20 protein-coding genes are annotated in these 19,105 nt (G+C 71.1%); 7 read left to right on the top strand and 13 right to left on the bottom strand.

What is annotated here, in order from left to right:
- Positions 1 to 68: 68 nt before the first annotated feature.
- The 4 genes from ACWGLC_RS11365 to ACWGLC_RS11380 all read left to right on the top strand — a co-directional run bounded on the left by ACWGLC_RS11365 (position 69) and on the right by ACWGLC_RS11380 (position 4,328).
- Positions 69 to 1,385, top strand: a complete 1,317-nt coding sequence (locus ACWGLC_RS11365) for a magnesium transporter MgtE N-terminal domain-containing protein (protein WP_344993332.1) — start codon at positions 69 to 71, stop codon at positions 1,383 to 1,385.
- Complete coding sequence (locus ACWGLC_RS11370; RefSeq protein ID WP_452100006.1) at positions 1,382 to 1,933, top strand: DUF1003 domain-containing protein; 552 nt, start codon at positions 1,382 to 1,384, stop codon at positions 1,931 to 1,933. Before ACWGLC_RS11365 ends, ACWGLC_RS11370 begins: the two co-directional genes overlap by 4 nt.
- Before the next feature lie 88 nt (positions 1,934 to 2,021).
- Entirely contained in the window at positions 2,022 to 3,149 is a 1,128-nt protein-coding gene (locus ACWGLC_RS11375; protein WP_452100007.1) for a lytic transglycosylase domain-containing protein, read from the top strand.
- Positions 3,150 to 3,188: 39 nt separating this feature from the next.
- On the top strand, positions 3,189 to 4,328 hold the full coding sequence (locus ACWGLC_RS11380; RefSeq protein ID WP_230930408.1) for an Mrp/NBP35 family ATP-binding protein: 1,140 nt from the start codon (positions 3,189 to 3,191) through the stop codon (positions 4,326 to 4,328).
- 76 nt (positions 4,329 to 4,404) lie between these two features.
- Here the strand turns inward: ACWGLC_RS11380 and tatB are convergent, their stop codons facing one another.
- The 4 genes from tatB to sigE form a co-directional block, all read right to left on the bottom strand.
- On the bottom strand, positions 4,405 to 4,899 hold the full coding sequence (gene tatB, locus ACWGLC_RS11385) for a Sec-independent protein translocase protein TatB (protein WP_452100008.1): 495 nt from the start codon (positions 4,897 to 4,899) through the stop codon (positions 4,405 to 4,407).
- Between the two features lie 66 nt (positions 4,900 to 4,965).
- The gene (locus tag ACWGLC_RS11390; protein WP_452100009.1) at positions 4,966 to 6,516 is read right to left on the bottom strand and encodes a S1C family serine protease; all 1,551 of its coding nucleotides are present in this window, start codon (positions 6,514 to 6,516) and stop codon (positions 4,966 to 4,968) included.
- 10 nt (positions 6,517 to 6,526) lie between these two features.
- Positions 6,527 to 6,994 (bottom strand): anti-sigma factor family protein, encoded by a 468-nt coding sequence (locus ACWGLC_RS11395; RefSeq protein ID WP_452100010.1) that lies wholly within the window; start codon positions 6,992 to 6,994, stop codon positions 6,527 to 6,529.
- Positions 6,995 to 7,121: 127 nt separating this feature from the next.
- Positions 7,122 to 7,745, bottom strand: coding sequence for an RNA polymerase sigma factor SigE (gene sigE / locus ACWGLC_RS11400; RefSeq protein WP_344993352.1), 624 nt, complete (start codon positions 7,743 to 7,745; stop codon positions 7,122 to 7,124).
- A gap of 196 nt (positions 7,746 to 7,941) precedes the next feature.
- Between sigE and ACWGLC_RS11405 the strand changes: the two genes are divergently transcribed.
- Positions 7,942 to 8,550 (top strand): O-methyltransferase, encoded by a 609-nt coding sequence (locus ACWGLC_RS11405; RefSeq protein ID WP_344993355.1) that lies wholly within the window; start codon positions 7,942 to 7,944, stop codon positions 8,548 to 8,550.
- A 40-nt stretch (positions 8,551 to 8,590) separates the two neighbouring features.
- On the opposite strand, the gene glgC is transcribed toward ACWGLC_RS11405, so the two are convergent.
- Positions 8,591 to 9,817, bottom strand: coding sequence for a glucose-1-phosphate adenylyltransferase (gene glgC, locus ACWGLC_RS11410; protein ID WP_452100011.1), 1,227 nt, complete (start codon positions 9,815 to 9,817; stop codon positions 8,591 to 8,593).
- Positions 9,818 to 9,960: 143 nt separating this feature from the next.
- Between glgC and glgA the strand changes: the two genes are divergently transcribed.
- Complete coding sequence (glgA, locus tag ACWGLC_RS11415; protein ID WP_452100012.1) at positions 9,961 to 11,130, top strand: glycogen synthase; 1,170 nt, start codon at positions 9,961 to 9,963, stop codon at positions 11,128 to 11,130.
- Here the strand turns inward: glgA and ACWGLC_RS11420 are convergent.
- The 8 genes from ACWGLC_RS11420 to dapE form a co-directional block, all read right to left on the bottom strand.
- Positions 11,119 to 12,114: a methyltransferase type 11 gene (locus ACWGLC_RS11420; protein ID WP_452100013.1), complete on the bottom strand. Its 996-nt coding sequence runs from the start codon at positions 12,112 to 12,114 to the stop codon at positions 11,119 to 11,121. The genes glgA and ACWGLC_RS11420 overlap by 12 nt on opposite strands.
- On the bottom strand, positions 12,111 to 13,694 hold the full coding sequence (locus tag ACWGLC_RS11425; protein ID WP_452100014.1) for a leucyl aminopeptidase family protein: 1,584 nt from the start codon (positions 13,692 to 13,694) through the stop codon (positions 12,111 to 12,113). Before ACWGLC_RS11425 ends, ACWGLC_RS11420 begins: the two co-directional genes overlap by 4 nt.
- 75 nt (positions 13,695 to 13,769) lie before the next feature.
- On the bottom strand, positions 13,770 to 13,937 hold the full coding sequence (locus ACWGLC_RS11430) for a DUF3117 domain-containing protein (protein WP_230930417.1): 168 nt from the start codon (positions 13,935 to 13,937) through the stop codon (positions 13,770 to 13,772).
- A 105-nt stretch (positions 13,938 to 14,042) separates the two neighbouring features.
- On the bottom strand, positions 14,043 to 14,378 hold the full coding sequence (locus tag ACWGLC_RS11435; protein WP_452100015.1) for a DivIVA domain-containing protein: 336 nt from the start codon (positions 14,376 to 14,378) through the stop codon (positions 14,043 to 14,045).
- Between the two features lie 77 nt (positions 14,379 to 14,455).
- Positions 14,456 to 15,268, bottom strand: a complete 813-nt coding sequence (gene folP / locus ACWGLC_RS11440; RefSeq protein WP_452100024.1) for a dihydropteroate synthase — start codon at positions 15,266 to 15,268, stop codon at positions 14,456 to 14,458.
- 68 nt (positions 15,269 to 15,336) lie between these two features.
- The gene (locus ACWGLC_RS11445) at positions 15,337 to 15,891 is read right to left on the bottom strand and encodes an LOG family protein (protein ID WP_452100016.1); all 555 of its coding nucleotides are present in this window, start codon (positions 15,889 to 15,891) and stop codon (positions 15,337 to 15,339) included.
- Positions 15,891 to 16,691, bottom strand: coding sequence for an LOG family protein (locus ACWGLC_RS11450; RefSeq protein ID WP_452100017.1), 801 nt, complete (start codon positions 16,689 to 16,691; stop codon positions 15,891 to 15,893). The genes ACWGLC_RS11445 and ACWGLC_RS11450 overlap by 1 nt, the downstream gene beginning before the upstream one ends.
- Positions 16,692 to 16,758: 67 nt before the next feature.
- A complete protein-coding gene (dapE, locus tag ACWGLC_RS11455; protein WP_452100018.1) occupies positions 16,759 to 17,928 on the bottom strand; it encodes a succinyl-diaminopimelate desuccinylase in 1,170 nt (389 codons plus the stop codon).
- Positions 17,929 to 17,988: 60 nt separating this feature from the next.
- On the opposite strand from dapE, the gene dapD reads away from it, so the two are divergent.
- Positions 17,989 to 18,954 carry a 2,3,4,5-tetrahydropyridine-2,6-dicarboxylate N-succinyltransferase gene (gene dapD, locus ACWGLC_RS11460; RefSeq protein ID WP_452100019.1) on the top strand — a complete coding sequence of 322 codons (966 nt, stop codon included), beginning with the start codon at positions 17,989 to 17,991 and terminating at the stop codon, positions 18,952 to 18,954.
- The last annotated feature ends 151 nt before the right edge of the window (positions 18,955 to 19,105 follow it).

Raw genomic sequence — 19,105 nt, forward strand, 5'->3', positions numbered from 1 at the left:
GTGGGTGGCTCTCCCTCAGGTCAGGTTCGGCGTACGGCTGCCGCCGTTCGATGACTAGCCTGGTCCGCATGGCGAACCTCAACAAGGCCTTCGTCGCCAGGCTAGCCGGGCTTCCGGTGATCGGACCTGACGGGGATGACATCGGACGCATTCGTGACGTCGTGGTGACGATGCGATCCGGGCCCAGACCTCCCAGGGTCATCGGACTCGTGGTCGAGCTGCCGACCCGGCGCAGGATCTTCGTCCCCATGCTCCGGGTCGCCTCCATCGATCCCCGGTCCGTGTCGCTGGTGTCCGGAACCATCAACCTGCACCGCTTCCAGTCCCGCCCGGGCGAGAACGTCGTACTGGGTTCCCTCGTCGACTCGATCATCAACGTGGAGACCGACCAGGCGGGTCCGGGGTCGGCCGACGGTTCCGCAGGGTCCGTACGGCACCAGGTCGTCGATGTGGAGATCGAGCGTCAACGCTCGAGGGACTGGCTGGTCTCCCGGGTGGCCGCCCGGGTCCGCCGAGGTCGCACACCACTGAGCCGTCGGGGCCCCGTGTCGATCTATCCGTGGAACCGGATCAGCGGGATGGACGACACGGCAATCGGTGCTCCCGGCCATGGCGCCGAGAGCCTGGTCGAGCAGTTCGCCGACATGCGTCCGGCCGACGTGGCCAACGCACTACGCGAACTGCCGGAGGTCCGACGGCTCGAGGTCGCCCGCACACTCGATGACGAGCGGCTGGCCGACATCCTCCAGGAGCTGCCCCACGACGAGCAGACCGAGATCGTGACCCGTCTCGAACTCGAGCGCGCGGCGGACGTTCTCGAGGCCATGGATCCGGAGGACGCCGCGGACCTCCTCGGCGAGCTCCCCGAGAAGGACGCGGAATCCTTCCTCGAACGGATGAACCCCGAGGACTCCGCACCGGTCCGGATGCTGTTGACGTACGACGCCGACACGGCCGGTGGCCTGATGACGCCGGAGCCGATCGTCCTCACGCCGCAAACGACCGTGGCCGAGGCACTCGCACACTGCCGCAATCCCGATCTCAGTCCGGCGGTGGCCAGTCTCGTCTTTGTCGTCCGACCACCCACCGCCACGCCGACGGGAAAGTACCTGGGCTGTGTGCACATCCAGGCGCTGCTGCGGGAACTGCCGTCGACGATGGTCGCGGAAACCGTCGACACGAGCCTGTCCTCGCTGCGCCCCACGGATTCGGTGGACGCGGTGACCCGCTTCTTCGCCACCTACAACCTCGTGTGCGGGCCCGTCGTGGACGACGAGGGGCATCTCCTCGGCGCCGTGGCAGTGGACGACCTGCTGGATCACCTCCTGCCCGAGGACTGGCGCGATATGGACCTCCACGACGACGGGGAGAAGGATCAGAAGTGACCGAACCATCATCGCGCTCTCCGCTGTCCACGCCGGTCACCTCCCGCCGCCCCCGCATCAGCTTCGATTCCGATGCGGTGGGGCGCTACAGCGAGGCCGTCGCCCGGTTCTTCGGCACCGGCACGTACCTGCTCATCCAGACCGTGGTGGTGATCGTGTGGATCATCATCAACGTCGCCGTGGTGGCGCTTCGTTTCGACCCCTACCCGTTCATCCTGCTCAACCTGGCGTTCTCGACGCAGGCCGCGTACGCCGCCCCGCTCATCCTGCTCGCGCAGAACCGTCAGGAGGACCGGGACAAGTCGGCACTCAAGGAGGACCGGCTCCGGGCCACCCAGACGAAGGCCGATACGGAATTCCTCGCCCGCGAGCTGGCGTCGGTCCGATTGTCGGTCGGCGAGAACGTGACCCGCGACTATCTCCGCCGCGAACTCGACGATCTGCGCGATTCGGTCGAGAGGATCGAGACTCTGCTCGCCGGACTAAACAGTGGCGCAGGTAACACTGTTGACGGTAAAAACGATCCTGACACCAGGGGCCGGGAGTAACGTCGGCCCGGCCGGATGCGCCCGAGGGGGCGAGAATCGTGGGGCGTACAAGTCGCTTGCCGCATCCGCTGAGCAGTAGGGGGAAGTCTTGCGCAAAGTCGCGCAGAACGCTGATCGCAAGGTACTGACCAGTGCCGCGGTGACCGCGACGGCGATCGCGGTCCTGGCGTCCGTCGGACTGTCGATGGACAACAGCCCACCGGAGGCCCCGGACATCACCCCCCTCGCGGAGTCCGCCCCGCACACCCCCACCGTCACCGACGGCCCTGTCACCGCGGAGAGCGAGCCCGACCCGACCGGAGAGCCAACTCCCGCCCCGGAGGACCCGGGCGCCGCCCACATCGAGCCGGCAACGATTCCGGACGGTCCTCTCGGCATCCCGGGGATCGCGCTCGACGCCTACCACCGCGCAACCGACCGGCTGAACGCCGAGCAGCCCGCGTGCGAGATGGACTGGACGGTCCTCGCCGGCATCGGCCAGGTCGAGTCCAACCAGGGCCGCGGAAAGTTCGACGTTCACGGGAACACGATCGGCCGCATCGTCGGGCCCCGCCTCGACGGTTCCATTCCGGGCACCGCCGTCATCACGGACACCGACGGCGGCCGTTTCGACGGCGACGCCGACTTCGATCGGGCTGTCGGTCCGGTGCAGTTCATCCCGTCGACCTGGGCGCTCCTGGGCCGAGATGGGAACAACGACGGGGTGGCCGACCCCAACAACATCTATGACGGGGCCCTGGCCGCGGCCACCCTGCTGTGCAATCAGGGCGGCTCCATGGCGGACCCGGCAGCACGGACCCGGGCCATCCTGGCCTACAACAACTCGCTGGCCTACGTCGCCAACGTCAACGCCTGGGCCCACGGCTACGCCGTCAACGCGTACCCGCTCCCGTCCGACCTACCGCCGATCCACCAGCCCAAGCCGACGCACGAGGAGCCCAAACCCCCGGAGAAGTGCCCCGAGGGCTGGGAAGGCACCCCGACCGCAGCCCCCGAGCCGGCCGAGCCGGGCCAGCCGGAGGGTCCGGTCCCCGGATGCACCGAGGTGCCGGGGTCGTCCACTCCTCCGCCGCCGGAGCCGCCGCCGTCGACCCCGGAGCCGTCTGCTCCGCCCGTCGTCGAGGTGCCGGCTCCCCCGGCACCGCCCGCGCCGTTCGCACTTCCCGAGATCGAGTTGCCCTGTATCGCACCGTTCTGCCCTCCTCCCCCGGCCTGAATCGTCACGGCGTGCCATGACGCCTAGACTCGGGTCATCATGAGTGCACCCAGCGAAGAATCGATCCGCGCCGCGCTGGCCAAGGTCGATGATCCGGAGATCCGTAAGCCGCTCACCGAGCTCGGCATGGTCAAGGGCGTGGAGGTGGATCCCGCCACCGGCAGAGTCGACGTCGGGATCTACCTGACCGTCGCGACGTGTCCCATGCGGGACACCATCACCGACCGCGTCCGGGCCGCGGTGTCCGACGTCCCCGGTGTGGGCGAAGTGGGCGTCGAGCTCGACGTGATGAGCGACGAACAGCGAACGGAGCTGCGTAAGCACCTTCGCGGTGACGCCGCCGAGCCCGTCATCCCGTTCGCCCAGCCCGGCAACCTCACCCGCGTCTACGCGGTCGCCTCCGGCAAGGGCGGCGTGGGCAAGTCCACCGCGACGGTCAACCTCGCCACGGCCCTCGCCGAGCGTGGACTGTCGGTCGGCGTCCTCGACGCGGACATCTACGGCCACTCGATCCCCCGGATGCTGGGGACGGACGCCCGCCCGACCCAGGTCGAGCAGATGATCCTGCCGCCGGTCGCGCACGACGTGAAGGTGATCTCGATCGCCCAGTTCACCAAGGGCAACACCCCGGTGGTCTGGCGCGGCCCCATGCTCCACCGCGCGCTCCAGCAGTTCCTGGCCGACGTCTACTGGGGAGACCTGGACGTCCTGCTCATGGACCTGCCGCCCGGCACCGGTGACGTGGCGATCTCAATCGCGCAGCTCATCCCGTCCGCGGAGATCCTCGTCGTGACGACCCCGCAGCAGGCGGCCGCCGAGGTCGCCGAGCGGGCCGGGTCGATCGCGCTGCAGACCCGTCAGCGAATCGCCGGCGTCATCGAGAACATGTCCTGGCTCGAACTCCCGGACGGGACCCGGATGGACGTCTTCGGCAGTGGTGGCGGAGCGGAGGTGGCGGCCAATCTGTCCCGCTCCGTCGGCGCGACGGTCAAGCTGCTCGGCCAGGTCCCCCTGGAACAGGCCGTGCGCGAGCACGGCGACGAGGGCACCCCGATCGTTCTCGCCGCGCCGGACTCCCCCGCCGGCAAGGCCTACCTGGAGATCGCCGACGGCCTCGCGGTGCGCCCCCGCGGCCTCGCCGGCATGAACCTCGGGATCGACACCACCCGCCACCTCTGACATCCGAGGCCGGGGCGGGCCGCCGAGAGCGGCCCGCCCCGGGCGGACCGCAGCAGAGTCAGTGCGACACCTGGGTTCAGGTCGCGTCGTCCCAGTTCGTCGCGCCGCTCGGCGATGACGGAGCGGGTGCCGCCGTGGAACTCGTACCGGAAGCCGACTGCGGCTTGGTGGGCCGCGGCGCGGTTCCCGAGGTCGAGCCGGTGGCCGAAGGGCCGGTGGTGGCCGGGCCGGTGACCGCGGGGCCGGCCGCCACCGCGCCCCCGGCGGGCGCCGCGGCGTCGAAGTTGCCGGAGAACAACGAATCGTCGCCATCGAGCAGATGCTTGGTGACCATCGCCCGCGGGCTCAGTCCACGCAGTTCGTTGAGCTGCTGGAGTGGCTCCTTGAACTCGTCGAAATCCGCTCCGTAGTCGTCCTTGAGCTGCTGCTGGGCATTTCCCGCGAACTCCTTGACCTTGCGGATCGCGGAGGCGAGCCACCGGGCGGCCTCCGGCAACCGTTCAGGCCCCAGGACCACCAGCGCGACAACGCCGAGCACCAGTAGCTCGGACCACCCCACGTTCGTGAACATATCGCTGTCGAGGATACGTCGTCCGGCGCGTCCACGGGAGTGAGACGTCGCCCACGGGGGCGGCGGTCAGCCCAGCACCGGACGGACGGTCAGTTCGACGCGGCTCCCGTCACGGACGACCTCGACCGGGACGTCGTCGTCCGCCCCGGCGCGCCGCACCGCGACCACCAGCTCGTCGGACGATCGCACCGGGCGGTCACCGACCTTGGTCACCACGTCGCCCTCCCTGAGTCCGCCCTCCTGGGCGGCCGAGCCGTCGCGGACGTTCACGATCTCGGCGCCCTCGACCGATCCGTTGTCGGCCTTACGCGCGTTGACCCCGATCGTGGCGTGCTGGACGGCGCCCTCCGTCATCAAGGAGGTCGCGATGTCACGGACGTCGTTGACGGGAATGGCGAAGCCGAGCCCGATGGATCCGCCCGATTGCGTGAAGATCGAGGTGTTGATGCCGATGACGGCGCCGGTGCCGTCGATGAGCGGACCGCCGGAGTTGCCCGGGTTGATGGCCGCGTCGGTCTGGATGGCGTCGATCACCACGTCGCCGTCCGAGGTGGACTCGCCGAGAGCGATCGGTCGCTGGGTGGCCGAGACGATGCCCTCGGTGACCGTCCGCACCAATCCGAGCGGGGAGCCGATCGCGATCACCTGTTCGCCCACCTCGACGCTGTCCGAGTCGCCCAGTGCGGCGACGGTGAGGTTCTCCACCCCCTCGACCTTGAGAACGGCCAGGTCGGTGGCGGGGTCGCGTCCCACCATCTCGGCGGGGGCGCGGGAGCCGTCGGAGAACACGACGTCGATGTCCGCGCGGTCGGTCGCCCCGTCCATGGTGACGACGTGGTTGTTGGTGACGATGTAGCCCTGCGGGTCGATCACGATGCCGGACCCCTCGCCGCGCGCGGACGGGGAGGAGACCTGGATGTTCACCACCGCCGGCTGAACCCGCTGGGCCACCTCGCCGACGGTGTTGCCGGGCCCCGCCACGGTGTCCGGGGCGTCGGCGATGCGCACCGTCGAGGTGGTGAGGACGCGCGCGGAATCCGCGACGACGGCGCCGATGGCACCGCCGACAAGGGCGACGACGGCGACGAGGGCAGCCGCACCGGCCAGTGCCTGCCGGCTCAGTCGACGTTCGAAAAGCGCCTCGGACAGGGTGAGACGGGGAGCCGGGGCGGTATCCGTGCGCGTGAGGTCCACGGGCGCGGGGTCCCGTTCCTCCTGCACGGCCGACGCGCCGAAGCCCACCGGTGCGTTCGGATCCCTCCACGGGTCCGGCTGCGGGGGCGGCGGCGTGGCGACCTCGTCCTGCCAGGACGGGTGGCGCTCGATGCCCCGCCCGGCCCCGGGCGTCGGACCGAAAGCCTGGGCCAGCGCCGGGTCCTCCACGCGCGGTGCGGCGGCCTCTGTCGGCACCTCCGCGCCGGAACCACCGCCGGATCCGGTCGCCCCGCCGCCCGGGCGTCCGGGGGCGAACCCCCCGGTGACGCCGACGGGGCGGGAGAAACGCGCGGCGACGTCCTCGTCGACTCTCGGACGATCGATAGGGGCGGGCTCGCGCAGGGGACGGTCGGGGTCCTCGCCTCGTCCCGCGCTCGCGGGCACGCCAGTCAGATCCTCCACCCGGCCCACCCTAGTGGCCGGGGCGGCGGAGTCGGCGCAGCAGCCTCGACCACGGCCCGCCGCGATCGGGCTCGACTGACGCCGCCGGGTGCCCCGGCGCCCGCTGCGGTGTCATCTCGCCCCGGCGGTCGGCCTCCGCCCGGCGGCCCTCGTCCTCCAGGGACCTCAGGCGGTCACGGAGGTCGCTGGGCATGCGGATGGGCCCGGATCCGCGTAGGGCGCGACGGGCCTCGCGCTGATCGTCGACCTCGCGACGGCACTGGTCACACAACGCGAGGTGGGCGTCGGCACGGTTCTGGCCGGCCTGCGGCAGCCGGCCGTCGACGTACGCGGCGGCGGCTTCCGTGGACAGATGGTCGGTGGACAGGAAGGTCCGGCGGGGCCGCGGCGGGCCGGTGCGGTCGGCCACCCGCCGGGCTGCCTCCTGGGAGAGCGTGAACTCGGGAGCGGGCTTGCGTCCGGAATGCCGTTCGTCCACCGGTCACCCTCCTGCCACGTGGTCACTCCGGGGCCGCCGTGACCCCGTCGGAAAGACCAACGTCCGGGGTCCCCTCGGGGTTCCCCGGACAGCCCGCTTCGCCGGCGTCCCGGCCGCGGCCGCGACCTCAGTCGATCCGGCTGTGTACTCCGGTGACCCCGGCCGCCTCGAGTTCGGCGCGGAGCGCGGCTCGACCACGGTGGATCCGGCTGCGCACGGTCCCCATCTTCACGCCGAGGATCCTGCCGACCTCCTCGTAGCTGAGATCCTCGATGTCGCTGAGGACGACCGCGGCGCGGAACTCGGGCGACAGATTCGCCAACGCCGTCTGCAGGACCGGATCGAACGACTCCTCCGACAGGACCTGCTCCGGACTGCGTTCCCGGCCCGGCACCCGCTCCGCGTCCTCGGGCAGCGCCTCGAAACGGATCCGACCGCGCCGCCGCGCGAGGTCCAGGAACAGGTTGGTGACGATCCGGTGCATCCAGCCCTCGAACGTGCCGGGCTTGTACTTGTCCAGCGACCGGAAGACCCGGATGAACGCCTCCTGGGTGATGTCCTCGGCGTCGTGCGCGTTGCCACACAGACGGAAGGCGAGGCGGTACACGCGGTCACCGTGCTGCGCCACGAGCTCGGACCAGGACGGCATATCTGCCGCGTCGCCGGTGCTGTCGAACCGTGCCGTACCCACGATCGCGTCTCGATCCGCCTCGGGGGCGATCGCTGTCCCGTGGACGGTTCGTGAGTACATTCGGCCACCTTCCGGCGCAGACCCGGTGCATCCTGCGCGGTGTTCGACGCACCCTCGTGGTGCGACGGTGCCCACCCTCCCTCATAGAGCTGTCCTGACGGTATACCCGCACTGAGATGTGGCTGAGAGTCTCATACCGATCCGATCACCGCGCGTTGCACGCCGCTCGTCACTGCTCGCCGGATACGCTGCTCACGTGTCCGATTCAGCTGATGTCCCCGCCGCCGACCGTTCCGGACTCGACGGAATCGCGCGCCGCGGCGCCGATCTCGTCGACGACTCCCTCTACGCCCCCGCCCGCGCCGAGGCGGACGAGCTGGGCGCCGTGTCACCGGACGCGTTGACGGCGGAGGCCATCCGGCTCGTGGCCCGTCTGACCGGCGCCCGCGCCGCGGTGTGCCTCTCCCCCGCGCCCGGCGTACCCGCACTGGCGATCCTCGCCGCGGCGGGCCCCCGCGGCGGCACGGTGGTCACGTGCATCACCGACGACCCCCATCACCTCGACGCCGCCCGGTCGGCGGTACGTTCGGCGGGCCACCCGTCGTCCGCGGCGAGGTATATCGCGGCCCGCCCGCTCGAGGTCGCCGACAAACTGGCCGACGGCGCCTACGACCTGGTCGTCGCGGATGTCCCCCAGCACTCGGTGTCGCGCGTGGTCTCGCGCTCCCATCAGCTCCTACGCGCGGGCGGGGCGCTGGTGTTGATCGGTGAGCACGCGCCACTTCCCGAGGACGCCGAGCTGCCGGAGCACGCCCACGTGACGGTCCTGCCGGTGGGCACCGGGCTGACCGTCGTCACTCTCTGATCCGACCCGCGGGGCGGCACAGCGCCCATGGCCGGTACAGCTAGTCCTCCAGCGACGTGGTGGTGTTCTTGGCGACGCTCACGACGCCGCCCGCGCTGACCGGGAAGCGGCGACGATCGCGCTCGCGGTCCACACCGATGAGGTCGCCGTCACCGATGTGACAGTTCTTGTCGACGATCGCCTTGCGGACCACGGCGCCGCGGCCGATCCTCGCCCCCGGCAGCAGGACGCTCCCCTCGACCACCGCGCCGTCCTCGACGATGACGTTGTTCGACACCACCGAGTTCCGCACCGTCGCGGCCGAGATGATGGTGCCCGAACCCACCATCGATTCCTGGGACATCCCCCCGTTGACGAACTTCGCCGGCGGGAGATTGTCCTGCTGGGTACGGATGGGCCACAGGTAGTTGTAGAGATTGAAGACCGGATGGACGGACACCAGGTCCCTGTGCGCGTCGTAGAACGCGTCGATCGTTCCCACGTCCCGCCAGTAGCCGCGGTCCCTGTCGGTCTCCCCCGGGACCCGGTTCCTGGCGAAGTCGTACACGTAGGCCCGCTCCTGCTCGACGAGCGCGGGGATGATGTCGCCGCCCATGTCGTGCGAGGAATCCGGCTTCTCCGCGTCCGCCCTGAGCGCCTCGATGAGCGCCTCGGTGGTGAAGATGTAGTTGCCCATCGACGCGAACGTCGCGTCCGGGTCGTCCGGGGTCCCCGGCGGATCGGCGGGCTTCTCCACCCAGCCCCGGATCAGGTCGTCCTCGCCCGCGTCGATGCAGCCGAACGCGAAGGCCTCGCTGCGCGGTACCCGGATCCCCGCCACGGTCACCGCGGCGCCGGTGGCGACGTGCTGATCGAGCATCTGGCGTGGGTCCATCCGGTACACGTGATCGGCGCCGAAAACCATGATGTGATCCGGCCGCTCGTCATACACGAGGTTCAGGGACTGCAGGATCGCGTCGGCCGAGCCCGTGTACCACCGGGGCCCGAGTCGCTGCTGCGCGGGGACCGGGGTGATGTACTCGCCACCCATACCGCTCATGTGCCACACCTGCGAGATGTGGCGATCGAGTGAATGCGACTTGTACTGGGTCAGCACGCAGATCCGCATGAATCCGGCGTTGACGAGGTTGCTCAGCACGAAATCGATCAGTCGGTACGACCCACCGAACGGCACGGCTGGCTTCGCCCGGTCCGCGGTGAGCGGGAAGAGGCGCTTGCCCTCGCCGCCGGCGAGGACGATTGCTAGGACGTGCGGCTGGTTCCTCACGCCTCTACCGTAACCGTGTCGGGCGGATCAACGCGGGGCATCGAGGGCATTGCCCCCTCCTCGCACCGGCTGGCCACCGCGGTGTCGGACGGTGTTCACCGGGGCCGGGACGGGAAGGCTCCCCAGCGGCTAGGTTGGCGTCTGTGCGAGTAGCGATGATGACGAGGGAATATCCGCCGGAGGTCTACGGTGGAGCCGGCGTCCATGTGACCGAGCTGGTGTCCACGCTGCGGCCTCTCTGCGAGGTCGACGTGCTGTGCATGGGCGCGGACCGGGCCACGGCGCGCGCGTTCCGGCCGGACCCCGAGCTCGGTCCGGACGCCAACCCCGCGATCCGGACCCTGTCCGCGGGACTGCGGATGTGCGTCGGCGCCGAGGGCGCGGACATCGTGCACTCCCACACGTGGTACACCGGCCTGGCCGGGCACCTGGCCGGTGAGCTGTACGGGATCCCCCACGTGGTCTCGGCACATTCGCTCGAGCCCAGCCGCCCCTGGAAGGCGGAGCAGCTGGGTGGCGGATACCGGGTGTCGTCGTGGTCCGAGCGCACCGCCTTCGCAGGCGCGGACGCGGTGGTGGCCGTGAGCGCCCGGATGAAGGACGAGATCCTCCGCGTCTACCCTGAGATCGACCCGGATCGTATCCACGTGATCCTCAACGGCATCGACACCACGGAATGGGCCCCGGTCGAGCCCTTCACCGGCCCCGATTCGGTGCTGCGCCGCCATGGGGTGGACCCGGACCGCCCGATCGTCGCGTTCGTCGGCCGCATCACCCGCCAGAAGGGCGTGCCCCACCTGGTGCGGGCCGCCCGGGACTTCCACCCGGATGCCCAGTTGGTGCTGTGCGCCGGCGCGCCGGACACCCCGGAGATCGCCGCCGAGATGGAAAGTCTGGTCGCCGAGCTCCAGTCCGGCCGCGACGGGATCTTCTGGCTGCGGGACATGCTGCCGCGGAACGAGGTGATCGAGATCCTCTCGGCGGCGACGGTCTTCGCCTGCCCGTCCGTGTACGAACCGCTGGGCATCGTCAACCTGGAGGCGATGGCCTGCCGGGCCGCGGTCGTGGCGTCCGACGTCGGCGGGATCCCCGAGGTCGTGGTGGACGGTGAGACCGGCACCCTCGTGCACTACGACGACACCGAGCCCGAGGCGTTCGAAGCCGGGTTCGCCGCAGCCGTCAACGACCTGATAGCGGACCGGGACAAGGCGACCCGCTTCGGACTGGCGGGGCAGGAGCGCGCCCGCACCAGATTCTCCTGGCAGGCGATCGCGGAACAGACGCACCAGCTCTACGCGTCTCTACTGCGCTGATCGCACCGGGTGGAAGGTCCTGACCTCGACGTGCACACGCACCTCGCGGTCGCCACCGCCGAGGCGTTGCTCGAGTCCGCCGCGGTCCAGGTGCACGCCGCTGGGCCCCATGAGCGCGAGATCCACGGCCACGGAGCCGGGCACCTGCGCGGTGAAGTCCACGACATGAGCCGCACCGGGTGCGAAATAGCCGGCCAGTCCGGCTTCGAGCCGGTCCGCCTTGCCCGCCTCCGGCGTGAGCATCCCGGCGTGCGAACGAAGCGGCTCCAGGTGCCCCGGGCCGGGGCCCGCCACGACCAGGACCCCGCCGGGGGCGAGCACCCGCGCGAACTCCGCGGCGTTCCTCGGCGCGAACACGACCTGCACCACGTCCACGGAATCGTCGGCCACGGGCAGCCCGTCCCATGTGTCCGCGACCAGGGCGGCGATGTCCGCGTCGGCTCTGGCGAGCCGTCGCGCGGCGGCGACGGAGATCTCGGTGCCGATGCCCAATGGTGCGGCGGCGTCGCCCTCCCCGCCACGGCCAGCGCCACCGCTGTGATCGCCCCCGCTGTCATCGCCACCGCGATCGCCGCGGAGCGTCGACAGGACCCGCTCGAGGTAGAAGCCGGTCCCCGCGCCGGCCTCGAGGACCACGGGCCCGGCGCCGCGGTCCTCTCGATCCGCCCGGCCGATCGCCTCGCCTGCGACCCGGCCGAGCAGCGTGGCCAGCGGATCGAGGACACCGGAAACCAGCACCCGCTCGCGGGACAGGACCTGATCGGCGGTGTCCCCGACGAACCGTCTTCCGCGGAGGCCGAAGAGCGTGAGCTGGCCCTGGCGGGCCCGATCGAACGCATGCCCGGAATCGCAGCGCACCCCGGTGACCGGGCCGGGCGTCCCGGGACCGGCCGACTCAACCTCGACCGCCGTGAGCGGCTCCCCGCACAGCGGGCACCGCAACAGCGGGATCGCTCGCCGGAGCGCCCGAGACGCCGGGCTCACGCGCGTGGCCGGTCCGCGAGATCCCGCAGGAAGCCGATCAACGTCCGGGTGGCGAACCCCGTCGCGACCGGCCCGACCTCGTCGATCTCCTCCGGGGACCGCGCGGGGCCGGCGATGTCCAGGTGCACCCAGGGTCGCCCGTCCACGAATCCCTCGAGGAACAGCGCCGCGGTGATCGCGCCCGGCCCCCTGGGCGCCTGGCGACGGTCGGCGATCTCCGAGCGGACCGCCGGGCGCAGATCGTCCGGCAGCGGCAGCCGCCACCACCGCTCCCCCGCCCCCGCGCCGGCGTCGGCGATGCGCTCGGCGAGGTCGTCATCCGTTGCCATCACGGCTCCCGTGCGCATTCCCAGCGCGACCTTCATCGCCCCGGTCAGCGTGGCGACATCCACCACGACATCCGGATCGGATTCCGAGATCCCGTAGGCGAGGCCGTCGGCGAGGACCATGCGGCCCTCGGCGTCGGTGTTGGTGACCTCGGAGGTGATCCCCCCGACGTGGGTGACCACATCGCCGGGCCGGTATGCCGACCCCGAGAGCATGTTCTCCGCGGACGGCACCACCACGGTCAGGTCCAGATCCGCGCGCACGGGGTCGGAGCCGGCCGCGCAGAACGCCTCGGCGGCCGCGACGACCGCCGCTGATCCGGCCATATCGGTGCGCATGAGATGCATGCCCTCGGCGGGTTTGACCGAGATCCCGCCGGTGTCGAAGGTGATGCCCTTGCCCACGAGCAGGACCCTGGGCCCGGGGCCGGGGCGACGTGCGACGAGCACCCGAGGCGCCGCGTCGGATCCGCCACCTACCGCGAGTACTCCCCCGAAGCCGCCGGCCTCGAGGGCCGCGCCCTCGAGGACCCTGGTCTGCATCCCCGCCGCCTCGAGCAACTCCGACATCCGGGTCACGAGCCACTCGGGGGTCTTCAGGTCCGAGGGTGCGCCGGCGAGATCTCGGGCCAGCGCGGTGGCGCGGGCCGCCTCGCGAGCAGCCGCGACGGCCCGGTGGACGTGGTCGGCGGTGGCGGCGGTGTCGTCGTCGTGGCCACTACCGGCCCCACGGTCTGATCGGCCGGCCGCCACCCGGGCGGTGTCCACCCGCACCACCAACTCCGGCGCCACCGGCGCCGGATCCGCGGCGAAGGTGTCCTGACCGCGCGCGCCGAGCAGGTACCCCAGGACCAGGTCGCCGACACGATCGGGCGACACCTCGTCCGGCACGTCCACCACCACCGGGGCCGCGGACCGCGCATCCCGCAGATGTCGCGCCAACGCCGCACCGGCACGGCGGTGGCCGAGCCCGTGATCGACCGCGCCGGCCCAGCCCGCCCGGGGAGGCTCGTCGGCGAGCTCGACCGCGATCACCGCACGCCCCTCGTGCACCTCCGCACGAACCTCGTCCGTGCGCCCGCGCGGCGCGCGGCCTCGCTCAGCGGCACGCGTGATCACGGGCGTGGCGTCCTCGGGCGCGGCGCCGGAGACCACACGAACCGCGGGCAGCGGGCGGCCCGGGAGGGGACGGTCGATCGCGCCGCGGCCGGACGCCGGGTGGACGGGGTGGCAGCGACTGGGATCAGCGGACATCAGGGAACCCTCCGGACATATGAGTCGGCGCATCCGCCACGAGGGTCGGATGCGCCGGGATCGGTGGACGTGCGATTACGAGGTGGCCTCCGCCAGCTCCACGCTCAGCGACTTGGCCTCATCGGGGGTCAGCTCGACGACAAGTCGTCCGCCGCCCTCGAGCGGGACGCGCATGATGATCGCACGGCCCTCCTTGGCCGCCTCGATCGGTCCGTCACCCGTCCTGGGCTTCATAGCCGCCATCAGGTCGATTCCCTTCGTCCTTGTCCGCGAGGCGACACTGCGAGGCAGCGCCTGACCCACGATCGGTACCGCTAGTGGATACCGACGATTCTAGCGTGTTCCGCGTTACCCGGACGCCGGAGTCGGTCGACCGTCCGACCGCCGGGACGAGGCGTCGGTCACGCCGGCCTGTCCGAGACAGGCCCGCAGCTCATCGATCTCACGCGCCGCCTGTTCCAGAGCCCAGTCGACCTCCGCCATCGTGTAGCCCCGGGCGGACATCCCGAAACGCACCGAGCGCAGATCGTCACCGGCGATCGGTCCCTCCGGCAAGGAGGTGATCGTGTGCCCCTTCTCCACCGCCGGGAGCACCTCGGATCGGCCGAACAGCACCACGGACAGCGCGAACAGCGCCGCCGCGATGATGAGGGTGACCACCACGTAGATGACGACGGTGAGCATGGCCTGGGTTCCCTCCTCCGGCAGGCGCGCCTCGTCAGGTGGCGGGCCCTGTTCGACTGCGAGTCTGGCACATCGGCTCAGGCCAGCCCGCGCACCGTCCGGGCCGGTGGGCGGGTGCCGACGATCGAGGCGACCATCTCGAGCGTGCGCAGGGTGCCGGGCACGTCGTGGGTGCGGAACACCCGGGCACCGCCGTACGCCGCCACCGCCGTGGCCGCGAGGGTACCCTCGCCGCGGTTGTCGACGTCCGTGTCGAGGGTCTCGCCGATGAAATCCTTGTTGCTCAGCGCCATCAGCACGGGGTGGCCCACGGCGACGATCTCGTCGAGGCGACGCAGCAGTTCGAGACCGTGGAAGGTGTTCTTCCCGAAGTCGTGCGTGGGGTCGATGAGCACCCCGTCCGCGGGGACCCCGGCCGCGAGCGCCCGATCGGCGGCCGCGGTGAGCTCCCCCACCACGTCCCGGACCACATCCTCGTACCCGACCCGGAACGGACGCGTCCGCGGCACCGCCCCGCCGGTGTGCGAGCACACGAATCCCGCCCCCGCCTCGCCCGCGGCGGTGAGGACACCGGGATCGTGCCCGGCCCAGGTGTCGTTCACCAGATCCGCGCCCGACGCGACCGCACGACGGGCGACCGCACCGCGCCACGTGTCGACCGAGATGAGCACGTCCGGATGCCGCCGCCGCACCTGTTCGAGGAACGGGACGACCCTGCGGGTCTCCTCCTCGGCGTCGACCATGTCGCCGGGCCCGGCTTTGACCCCACCGATGTCGAGGATGTCCGCCCCGGCGGCCACCACCTCGTCGACCCGCCGCATCGCCGCCGTGTCGGTGAACGTGGCGCCGCGGTCGTAGAACGAGTCGGGTGTGCGGTTGACGATCGCCATCACCAGCGGGCGCTCGATCGGCACCGCGCGACCGCAGAGGGTCGGTAGCGGAGCCGGGACGGGACGCGTCACCGACGACCCCCGCAGGCGTCGAGGGCGGCGTCCAGGTCGTCGCGGACCACGAGACAGTCGAAGGCCTCCTCGTGGACCAGACCCTGCTCGGCCAGGTTTGCGACCCAGTCCAGCAGCGGTGTGTAGAAGCCGATCGGGTCGTAGAGGACCACCGGCTTGTAGTGGAAGCCGAGGGAGGCCGAGGTCCACATCTCGAACATCTCCTCCATGGTGCCGATGCCGCCGGGGAGGGTGAGGAACGCGTCGGAGCGCTCCTCCATCTCGCGCTTGCGTTCCCGCATGGAAGTGACGACGACGAGCTCGTCGGCCGACGTGTCCGCCACCTCGCGGACCCGCAGCCCCTCGGGGATCACCCCGACCGTGCGCGCGCCGCCGGCGCGGGCCGCCTCGGCGAGCGCACCCATCATCGAGACGTTGCCGCCGCCGGAGACCAGCGACCAGCCACGGCGGGCGATCGCGTCGCCCACGTCGGTGGCGATCTCCAGGAGCTTCGGATCGTAGGACGACGAGGCGCAGTAGACGCAGACCCTCCGGCCCGGGACGGGTGACATCAGCGCTCGGTCCCCCGGTGCTCCTCGCCGTACAGGTCCTCCCGCTGTTCCGCGGTCACCGCCGCGCGCTCGTGCGCGTCCCGGATGTACTCGACGGTCTCGGACACCGAGTCTGTCACCAGGAACAGGTCCGCGTCTGGGGCGGAGATCATGCCGTGCTCGACGAGCGTGCCCCGGATCCAGTCGACTAGTGGGGTCCAGAAGTCCACGCCCAGCAACACGATCGGGAACCGGGTGATCTTGTCGGTCTGGACCAGCGTGATGGCCTCGAAGAACTCATCGAGGGTCCCGAAGCCCCCGGGGGTGCAGACGAACGCCTGCGTGTACTTGACGAACATCGTCTTGCGGATGAAGAAATACCGGAAGTGCAGGCCGAGGTCCACCCACCTGTTGAGTCCCTGCTCCATCGGTAGCTCGATCCCCAGGCCCACGGACCGGCCGTTGGCCTCCCAGGCGCCCTTGTTCGCGGCCTCCATCTGCCCGGGACCGCCGCCGGTGACCACGGCGTACCCGGCCTCGGTGAGCGCCCTGCCCAGCTCGACCGCCTGCTCGTACACGGGATCGCCCGGGCGGGTACGGGCCGAGCCGAACACGCTGACGGCGTCCGGCAGCTCGGCCAGCGCGCCGAATCCGTTGACGAACTCGCTCTGGATCCGCAACACCCGCCACGGGTCCGTATGCAGCCAGTCGGTGTCCTGGTTCTGGTCGAGCAGGCGCTGATCCGTGGTCGTCCGCTCGTCACCCTTCTGGCGGCGGACGAGCACGGGGCCGCGCAGGTGCACGGGGTCGGTGGGGGCCATGAGTCTTGAAACTCCTTCAGGTGTGTGGGGCGCGCCCGGCGTCCCGGTGTGCAGGGTGGGCGCGGGTTCAGCCGGTCATGGTGAGGTAGGCGCGGAGAGTGGCGGCCACCTCGGTGATCTGCTCGGCAGGACAGTGTTCGTCCCGTGTGTGGGCCAGGCCCGGATCGCCCGGACCGAGGTTGACGGCGGGGATGCCCAGGGCGGCGAAGCGGGACACGTCCGTCCAGCCGTACTTGGCGCGCACCCTACCGCCCGCCGCCTTCACGAGATCCGCGGCCGCGGGCGCGGACAGTCCCGGCAGCGCACCCGGCGAGAGGTCGGTCAGCTCCCAGGACAGGCCGGGCCCGGTGAGCGGCTCCTGCCCGTCCGGCACCCGGGGAAGGCCGGTGAGGCCGAGCGCGTCGAGAGCATGGGCCAGGGCGGCGTCCGCGTCGCGATCGGGGGCCGAACGGAAATTGACGTCGAGCCACGCCTCGTCCGGCACGGTGTTCCCGGCGACGCCTGCCGACATCCGAACCGCCTGGAGCCCCTCCCGGTAGACGCAGCCGTCGATGTCCACCGAGCGCGCCGCGTAGCTCGACACCGCGTCGAGCACGGGCGCCAGACGGTGCACGGCGTTGTCCCCCAACCAACTACGGGCGGAATGCGCCCGCACCCCGCGGGCGTGGACCCGGATCCGTAGCGTGCCCTGACAGCCGGCCTCGATCAGGCCACCCGTCGGTTCCCCGAGGATCGCCACGTCGCCGGCCAGCCACTCGCGGTGAGTGCGTTCGAGGAACCCCAGCCCGTTGGCCGTGGCCTCGATCTCCTCGCAGTCGTACATCACCAGCGTGAGGTCGTGCGCGAGTGCGGGTGAATCGGCGAGCGTGGCGAACAGGTGCAGGAACACCGCGTCGCCCGATTTCATGTCGACGGCGCCGCACCCGTGCAGAACCCGCTCCGTCCCGTCTCCGGTCACCCGGCACGGCACGTTGTCCGCGATCGGGACGGTGTCGAGGTGCCCGGCCAGCACGACCCGGGTCGGCAGACCTCGATCCGTGCGGGCCAGCACCCGGTTGCCGTCCCGGAGGACCTCGATCCGCCCCGCCGCCGGGCCCGTGAACGCGTCGACGGTGGAGACCAACGATGCGTGGACGATCCCGGCGATCCGGTCCTCCCCCCGGGACGGGCTGGGGACGTCGACCAGGGCACGGGTGAGGTCGATCGGGTCGGAGGTCAGCTCGAGGACGTCGGTCACGGCGTCCACCTTAGATGCCCGTCACCGGTGCGCGTCGGGGGTGACGATTAGCATGGCACCATGAGTGCACACGGAGCCGTCGCGACCGGAATCGCCACCCTGACGTCCGACCACACGGTCCTCGACGTCTGGTACCCGCAGCCCGAGCTGGGGGTCGCCGCCGCCAGCGGTCACCGGGTCCTCTCCGGCGCCGAGGTCCCCGCCGAGCTCGCCGCCCTGACCGGGCCGGATGCCGACCGCGGCGTCGAGCGCGTCGCGGTGCGGGTCGAGATCGCAGACCTCACCGAGCCTCCGGCCGACGCGTACGACGCGTACCTGCGTCTGCACCTCATCAGCCACCGTCTGATCAGGCCGCACTTCGCCAACATGGACGGACTGTTCGGCACCCTGACCAACGTGGTGTGGACCAACTTCGGTCCCTGCGCGGTCCAGGGCTTCGAGATCGTCCGCGCCAGGCTCCGCGCCCGGGGCGCGGTGACCGTCCACGGCATCGACAAGTTCCCGCGGATGGTGGATTACGTGGTGCCGTCCGGCGTGCGTATCGCCGACGCGGACCGTGTCCGTCTCGGTGCCCACCTGGCCGAGGGCACGACGGTCATGCACGAGGGCTTCGTCAACTTCAACGCCGGGACCCTCGGCGCCTCGATGGTCGAGGGGCGCATCTCGGCCGGCGTCGTAGTGGGCGCGGATTCCGACGTGGGCGGCGGCGCCTCGATCATGGGCACCCTCTCCGGAGGCGGTACGGAGACCATCTCGATCGGCGAGCGCTGCCTGCTCGGTGCCAATGCCGGCGTCGGCATCTCGCTCGGCGACGACTGCGTGGTCGAGGCCGGCCTGTACGTCACCGCCGGCACCAAAGTCGAGATCCGGGCCGGTGCCTGGGCGGACAACGAGCCGGTCAAGGCCGGCCAGCTCTCCGGCCGGGACAACCTGCTGTTCCGCCGCAACTCGATCTCCGGCGCGGTCGAGGCCGTGCCGTGGAAGCGCGAGGGCGTCGCGCTCAACGCGGACCTGCACGCCAACTGAGGGTCCCCGCGCCGGCCCGGGCCCGCGCGAGCCGATCGCCGTGGGCGGGGCCGGGAACCAGGCATCGACAAGAGCGTTCCGCACACATCGGTCGAGGGCGGTCTCAGGGAGCCAGCGCAACACCGTTGATGAGTTCGTTCATCTTGACATG

The sequence above is a fragment of the Dietzia sp. NPDC055877 genome (assembly GCF_053615975.1).